The organism is Arthrobacter sp. H41 (assembly GCF_000520535.1).
Classification (GTDB): Bacteria; Actinomycetota; Actinomycetes; order Actinomycetales; family Micrococcaceae; genus Arthrobacter_D.
Genome location: NZ_KI914784.1, coordinates 27853 through 34911, shown reverse-complemented (window position 1 = coordinate 34911; position 7059 = coordinate 27853). Strand labels below are relative to the sequence as shown.

Here is a 7059-nt window from a genome sequence, read left to right as displayed (position 1 = left end):
CCCCCGCTGATTAAGCACCTGTGGCGGCTATTCCGCTCGGATGACAGCCATAACTGCTTAATCAGGGGGGGTGATGCAGCCGAACCGGACTGCAGGCACATCGAGGGGATGGCAGTCGGGCTAGTCATCGTATGAGTCGGCGAGTTTTCGTCGTTCATTCTCGCGTCTGCTGTAGGTCGCTTCGCGAATCATGGTGTTGCTGTCGAAGTTGGAGCCGAGGGCTCCGGCGATCGTGCCGAAGGATGCGGCGAGCCAGGACAGCTGGGCGTAGTCGAAGACGCTCACAGGATGGCCGAGTTGGGATTGCAGGTAATCCCCGGAGATGACCGTCAGCGCCCCACCGAAAATCACCAGATACAGGACGGCGTACATCATAGCCACGCTCGAAGCGACGGTGAGGATCGTGGCAGCGTTGTCGCGGAGCGCAGCGCGATGTTCGGAGGGATGGCGGACAGGGTTCCACAGGCCGTTACGCATAATCAGCCAGGCGGTCAGCGTGGCGATGGCCAGGAGGGTGATCATGGCCAGGCGAAGGGGATGAAGGGCATCCGCCATGTTCCAGATGGAGGCATAGAAAATACCGAATGCACCGGTGGCCGCAGCGGCGGCGACAGCGTTGGAAAGGGCAGGCAACAGGCGTCCCGGGCGGTTGCTGCGCACCATTCCGGCCAGCAGCCGCACCCTGCCCCGCACGCCGTGGAGAGTTAGGTAGGCCACATCCTGGTGCTCATGCGCTGGTACGATCCGCACCGGATCCCACCAGCGGATGCGCGATGCCGGGCGGTGGATGCCTTGTGGATCTTCCTTCTGCGTCGTGCGTTCCCGCAGGAGAGTGATGAGGTGGACGAGGGTGCGTGTCGTCCGCTTCTTCACATTGAGTGCGCCCAGAGCCGGAACACAGACCAGGGCAGCCCCAAGTGCGGGATCCACCTCGTACACGATGGGCGCCGTGCCCGTACGACGCGGTAGATCGGTCAGGTACACCACATGATCCCAGTGCCTGGATCGTTTCAGTGCCTCCGCGTGGTCCATCAAAGGAATTTCGCCGCCCTGGGTCAGGGGGAGGGTTTCCTGGCTTACCTCCACCCGCCAGGTGCATTCGGCATCGAGGTACGTTGCGAGGTCTCGCTCAAGACCGGGGCCCAGTGAGTGTGCAAGTCTGATGGGCAGCCCAGGGTCGGCCAGAAGACCTATCGTCACGGTATGAATGGAACAGCTCCTTTGCCTGCACGCAGGGAATGCCTTCCCGCCCTCCCTGCGTAGGCTACACGGGAGGCCGACCGGACTGGACGGTGTTCGTCGTCAGGCCGGTTATCCGTGTTTGGCGACCGTGAGGAGAACCATGGAATCTTCCAGGGCCTCCAGAGTATGACGCGACGGCGGCACGATCAGCAGGTCTCCCGGGACCCCTCCCAGAAATCATCCGCAGCTGCCAGCACCACCCGTCCCTGCAGCACGTGCACTGTCGCTTCGCCCGGATTTTCATGCTCGCTCAACGACGATCCGCTCCGCAGCGCGATCATCGTCTGCCGCAAAACGTGTTCATGGCCGCCATAGACCGTGTGGGCGCTGTGTCCGCTGGACGCGGTGCGGGCAGTATCCAGTTGGTGCCGGGCGAGTGTGGTGAGTGAAGACTTCTGCAAGATGGCATCTGCCCGAAAAGGCTTACGCCCGGTCCCACCAGTATGGTGCGCGCAGTTCATTTCGAGGACTGCCTGGATTCGTCGGTACGGCTGGGCCTCCGCAAGACGCAATTTCTACAGCGTGTAGAAATCGGACTAGGATGAGGACTGTGTCCTACCGGTTCGGTCGACAGCTCGGTTGTGAAGAGAACGTCGGGCCGTGGACACGAGAATCCAGCGTCGCTATCCGAGCCACCGTTCGTGAAGGAGCTTGATCATGCTTTCCAATACCTCCCGTCCTGTCATCGAGGCCACCCTGCCGGTGGTGGGCGAGCACATCCAGGAGATCGCGCAGCGCTTCTATGCGCACATGTTCGCCGAGAAACCGGAACTGCTGGATGGTCTCTTCAACCGGGGCAATCAGGCGGACGGCCGGCAGCAGCAGGCGCTGGCCGGCTCCGTGGCGGCTTTCGCCGGTTTCCTGGTGAACAAACCCGATGAAATGCCCGATCATCTCCTGTCCCGTATCTCCCACAAGCATGTTTCGCTCGGCCTGCGGGCAGATCAGTACCAGATCGTGCATGATCATCTGATGTGGGCCATCGTCGATGTCCTGGGAGAGGCCGTCACCGAGGACGTCGCCGCTGCCTGGGACGAAGTGTATTGGCTGATGGCCAATGTCCTGATCAACCAGGAACGTGCCATGTACGCAGCCGTGCATCTCGCCCCTGAGACGATCTGGCGGACGTGGCGGGTTGTTCAGAAGATCCGGGAGACCGACGACGTCGTCACGTTCGTCGTCGAACGGACTGATGAGCGCGAGGTGAAACCGTCGCTGCCCGGGCAGTACGTGACATTGAAGGCGCTGATGCCCGATGGTGTGCACCAGCCGCGGCAGTACAGCCTGACCCGTGCCGATGATGGCCAGCACCGTCAGTTCTCCGTCAAACGCGTCCACGGCCTACCCACCCCCGACGGCGAGGTGTCCAACCTGCTCCACTCGAGCGTCGACGTCGGCGATGAAGTGGTGCTTTCGGTTCCGTTCGGTGATGTGGTCTTGAAGTACACGGACCGACCGGTTGTTTTCGCCAGCGCCGGTATCGGCATCACCCCCATGGCGGGAATGATCTCCCACCTCGTGCGCTCCGGATCGCAACGCAGGGTGACCCTCCTGCACGCCGATAACTCCGCAGCTTCCTTCGCGCTGCGCGGCCAGGTCCAGTCCGACCTGGCGCAGCTGCCGGACGCGTCGATGACGGCCTGGTTCGTTGAACCCTCGAAAGGTGCCCAGAGCGCCGACGGCGAACTGATCGGATTCATGGACGTCAGCACCATCGAGCTTCCCGAGGACGCCGAATATTACCTGTGTGGGCCCCTGGTCTTCATGCAGGCGGTCCGCAGCGCCCTCATCGATCGCGGTGTGCCCGCCCGTGATATCCAGTACGAAGTGTTCGGACCCGACCTCTGGCTCGCCGACTTCCAGTAGGAAGAATGCTTGCTCGGCAGGCGCCCGCGCCTGCGCAGTGCTGTTCTGAGGGAAGTGGTTCCCTCCGGCGTCGGATAGTGGCTTTCTCGGGCAGATATTCGCTTGAACGGCGGCGGTCCTGCCGCATCGCATGCGTGGTCGCATAGGGTGGAAGAGCGCACCGGAGCGCGGACGAAAGGACTCGAAATGACAACGGGTTACGACTTCTGGGATACGCCAGGAGCAGGACATTCACACGGGGCCATGGACGCTGATGAGTGCTGGGCACTGCTCAGCACCCAGGTGACGGGCCGCGTCGGATTCATGCGCGATGGCCGCATCTTCATTTTTCCCGTCAACTATCTGGTGCATGACCGTGCCGTGTACTTCCGCACGTCATCGACGGGGGACCTGGGGCGCGGCCCGCTTGACCGCGTTGCGTTCCAGGTCGACCAGGCTAGTCCTGCGGTGATGTCGGGGTGGTCCGTATTGATGCAGGGCTCGTCCGCCGTCGTGGAGGACAAGTCCCTTCTGGCAACGGTCTGGGGGAGGATGGTGAACGAGCCCTGGGCAGGAGGCGACCGGCGTCAGCTCATCCAGGTGATGCCCTCGTCATTGGTGGGTCGTCGCGTCGGGACAACCTGACAACCCGGTCGATCGCCGAGCGGGTCTCCGCCGCTGGAAGCCAGGGAACAGGGCGGGATCCGGGGTTGGACGTCCACATCGCTGACCTCCGCTAGGACAGCGGGAACCACCGCCTTCGGCAGCGGATGGGCCGTCAGTTCGATGACCGAGTCCTTCAGGGGGCGGCGGAGTACCGCAGGAAGACGACGCCGTCGTCGAAGCGATGCTGTTCACTCAGCGTGAGGTGAACGCGCGTGCCGACGGGGAAGAAACGCAGTCCGCCACCCACGGCGACCGGGCTGACGTAGAGCTGATATTCGTCCACGAGCCCCGCACGGATAGCCTGCTCAGCCAGGCAGGGGCCGGAGATCACGATGTCCTGGGTGAGCGCCGCTTTCATCTGCCGAATTTCTTGTAGGTCGAATGTTCGTCTGATCTCTGTCCGGGCCGTCGGGGCGGAACCGAGGGGGGTCGAGTAGACGATCTTGTCCGCCGCCTGCCAGCTCCGGGTGAAGTCGATGATGAGTTGGTCCTGGCCGGAATGCTGGTCCGCTGTTTCCCACTCCATCATTTCCTCATACATGCGCCTGCCATACAGGTGCGTGCCGACGGACCGTTCTCGCCAAGTGAGATAGGCGAGTACATCATCGCCGGGAATGCTCCAGTCGTAATTTCCTTCCGGGTCTGCCATGAATCCGTCGAGGGACACGGTTCCCGAACTGATCAACTTCGCCATCAATTCTTTCCCTGCCGGCCGATGCCCCCATCAGCCTGGTTGCTGAAGTTACAGTTGTGATGCGTGTTACTTCGGTCACTGTAACGGGTCTGGGCTGGCGTGTCCGCGGTGGGCGCCACGGAAGTTATGGCGATAGGGCGGACTTCGGGATAGAGCTCTTTCCGTGGTGAGGGGTTCAGCCGGTCGTGGGTTTCATGGAGTGGTATCTGCTGCGTCCGGGCGGCCTTTGGCGAGGAGTAATTTCTCCGCTAGGGGCGGACTCGAGGCTTGGCTCCTCAGCGTGACTGGAGCGCATCGAGAGCCACCGCCATCGCGGCCGCCACCCGCCCGTCCATGCCGGCGCCCGGCACCGTGACGTCATACCTGTCCCGCACTGAGCGGCCCCGTCGCGACGTCATGACCACCTGGCCCGTCTCATCGAGGAAGTCGAAGTGGACCAGGAACGGCGCGGGGATGCTCTCCGCGAACGGAACGAGGTCCCAGACCCGGCGAGCAACGGCCACACCTGCACTTCGCTCCCGCCCTGTGGCGTGTAGTCCAGGAGCGTCAAGATGCCAGGTGGAGCGCAGCAGCGATTTGCCGAAGTCCTTGCGAAAGCTGGCGAGGGCGTTTCCCTGGGCATCCAGTACGTCGTAGGTTGCTCCCACATCCAGCCTCTGGCGAGCTTTGAAGGAGAAGAGCGGGGTGCGTCTCGACTCGTCGGAGTAGAACGTGACCTCTTCCTTGAAGGTCATCCGTTTCTGCTGCGCGACCGCGAGCAGGTCGCCGGGCCCTCCATCCGGATCGACCGCGCGAATCTCGTAGCGGTTCACCATCAGGGTGATCTTCTGCGCCAGAGCGAAGCGCTCGATGCGTTGCAATGCTTCCATAATTGTTCTCCCCGTCGAGTGGCGTGCTTGCTATGCACAGAGTAGCCGTGGATGAGTGTGACCACGATGAGCACCGGATCAGTGCCGGGCCCCGCAGAAGGGTAGCCAACGAAGGGTGCAGATTCTCGCTCTGCCGGCGGTGATCCTGCTGTACAGCGTGAACCTGGCCCTTGTTCCGGCGACGTTCACCGCAATCGGGGGAGCGCACTGCCTGCCCTATGTGTGGCTGCATCGCACGCGCCCGTCCCACGGGAGCGAAGATTGCGGTAGTGATGGCGAGGACGAGGAGGAGTGGCATGAGGGATTCCTTACCGGAGGGCGGAGATCAGCTGAAGTTCCGCTGCAGCCATGGTGGTGGCATAGGGGCTGCTCGGCAGGCCGTCCGCGTTCCAGGTGGCGGAGCCGCTGGGCGGTGGCGGAGGGCTGGGGCGATCCGAGCGGACGAACCGGAAGAGGAGGGTCGCTGCGGCTACCACCAGGAGGATGATCACCAAGGCGGGAACCAGGAAGGGTGCAAGGGTCGGAAGGTCGAAAGTGTTCATGCATCGATCTTGAAACTTCGGCGCGAATCGAAACAGTGGCAGTATTGCCAACATTCGCGTGGATACTGCCATAATTGGTGCATGATCCAGAAAGTGGCCGTCGTCGTCCTGCCGGGCCTGTCCCCCTTTGAATTCACGGTGCCCTGCGAGGTCTTCGGGACGGATCGGTCGAGTCTGGGGGTGGGGCTTCCCGCGTTCGATTTCGTGGTCTGCACGCCCGAACCGGGTCTGCTTCCGACCACGACGGGATTCTCCGTCGCCGTGGGCGAGGATCTCTCCGCGGCAGCCGACGCCGACCTGCTGATCATGACGCCGTCGCACTCCGGGACACCTCTTCCGGCCGGTGTCGTCGCGCTGCTGCAGACGGCATTCCAGCGCGGCACCCGCATCCTCTCGATCTGCTCTGCGGCGTTCGCCCTGGCCGAGGCAGGTTTACTCGATGGTCGCCGGGCGACGACGCACTGGAAGCACTCACGCCAGCTCGCCGCGCAGTATCCGCGCGTGAGTGTTGATGAGAACGTCCTCTACGTCGAGGACGGCACGATCATCACCAGTGCGGGGACTGCGTCAGGAATCGATGCCTGCCTCCACCTCGTCCGGCACGAATTCGGTGTCAGGGCCGCAACCGCCATCGCGCGAGCTATGGTGGTCCCTCCCCACCGTGATGGAGGGCAAGCGCAGTATATTGAACGGCCGCTGCCGCTTCGACGCGGTGACCCCCTGGAAGAACTGCTCGTATGGCTGAACGATCACCTCGACGAGGACTTCTCCGTCTCCGACCTTGCAGGCAGGGTGCACATGTCCGACCGCACCTTCGCACGCAGATTCCGTGCTGCGACGGGGACGACGCCCGGGGCGTGGGTGAACGCGCAGCGACTCTCGAGTGCGCAAGCGCTCCTGGAGGACTCATCGCTGAGCATCGATGCGGTGGCCAGGGCCAGCGGGTTCGGGCAGGCCGTGCTCCTCAGGCATCATTTCCACAAAGCGCTCGGCGTCAGTCCGGCCGCGTACCGGCGCACGTTCCAGGGCCCCGCGGAACCACGCTGCCGACAGCCAGCGTAACGGACACCCCGGCCTTACGGTGCCTGCTAGGAAGGAGCCCATGGTGACCCAGGCGACCGATCGGCGCTCGTGGGTTCAAGAATCCGTGGGGCCAAGACGAAGGGCTCCAGCCAAACGGCTGGAGCCCTTCGTCCATACA

At 63.3% G+C, this 7059-nt stretch carries 8 protein-coding genes and 1 pseudogene; 4 read left to right on the top strand and 5 right to left on the bottom strand.

All coding sequences use genetic code 11. The annotated features are described in order from the left end of the window. Nucleotides 1-120: 120 nt before the first annotated feature. Both Y705_RS0107065 and Y705_RS0107060 read right to left on the bottom strand, forming a co-directional pair. A complete protein-coding gene (locus tag Y705_RS0107065) occupies nt 121-1200 on the bottom strand; it encodes a hypothetical protein (protein WP_049822405.1) in 1080 nt (359 codons plus the stop codon). Nucleotides 1201-1388: 188 nt separating this feature from the next. Further along, nucleotides 1389-1643: a cupin domain-containing protein gene (locus Y705_RS0107060; RefSeq protein WP_444826168.1), complete on the bottom strand. Its 255-nt coding sequence runs from the start codon at nt 1641-1643 to the stop codon at nt 1389-1391. Nucleotides 1644-1899: 256 nt separating this feature from the next. Between Y705_RS0107060 and Y705_RS0107055 the strand changes: the two genes are divergently transcribed. Both Y705_RS0107055 and Y705_RS18095 read left to right on the top strand, forming a co-directional pair. Further along, nucleotides 1900-3108, top strand: coding sequence for a globin domain-containing protein (locus Y705_RS0107055; RefSeq protein ID WP_026532351.1), 1209 nt, complete (start codon nt 1900-1902; stop codon nt 3106-3108). Between the two features lie 186 nt (nt 3109-3294). Beyond that, nucleotides 3295-3732 (top strand): pyridoxamine 5'-phosphate oxidase family protein, encoded by a 438-nt coding sequence (locus tag Y705_RS18095; RefSeq protein WP_081737867.1) that lies wholly within the window; start codon nt 3295-3297, stop codon nt 3730-3732. A 154-nt stretch (nt 3733-3886) separates the two neighbouring features. Here Y705_RS18095 and Y705_RS0107045 read toward each other — a convergent pair whose 3' ends face one another. Together Y705_RS0107045 and Y705_RS0107040 are read right to left on the bottom strand one after the other, a co-directional pair. Next, entirely contained in the window at nt 3887-4447 is a 561-nt protein-coding gene (locus tag Y705_RS0107045) for a dihydrofolate reductase family protein (RefSeq protein WP_026532350.1), read from the bottom strand. Nucleotides 4448-4722: 275 nt separating this feature from the next. Continuing rightward, a complete protein-coding gene (locus tag Y705_RS0107040; RefSeq protein ID WP_026532349.1) occupies nt 4723-5316 on the bottom strand; it encodes an LURP-one-related family protein in 594 nt (197 codons plus the stop codon). 115 nt (nt 5317-5431) lie between these two features. Here Y705_RS0107040 and Y705_RS23605 point away from each other — a divergent pair. Next, nucleotides 5432-5545 (top strand): annotated as a pseudogene (locus tag Y705_RS23605) (DUF7010 family protein); the annotation flags it as partial. Between the two features lie 79 nt (nt 5546-5624). Here the strand turns inward: Y705_RS23605 and Y705_RS0107035 are convergent. Beyond that, nucleotides 5625-5858 carry a hypothetical protein gene (locus tag Y705_RS0107035; RefSeq protein WP_026532348.1) on the bottom strand — a complete coding sequence of 78 codons (234 nt, stop codon included), beginning with the start codon at nt 5856-5858 and terminating at the stop codon, nt 5625-5627. Nucleotides 5859-5939: 81 nt separating this feature from the next. Here Y705_RS0107035 and Y705_RS0107030 point away from each other — a divergent pair, with 81 nt between their 5' ends. After that, on the top strand, nt 5940-6920 hold the full coding sequence (locus tag Y705_RS0107030; RefSeq protein ID WP_026532347.1) for a GlxA family transcriptional regulator: 981 nt from the start codon (nt 5940-5942) through the stop codon (nt 6918-6920). Nucleotides 6921-7059 lie beyond the last annotated feature (139 nt).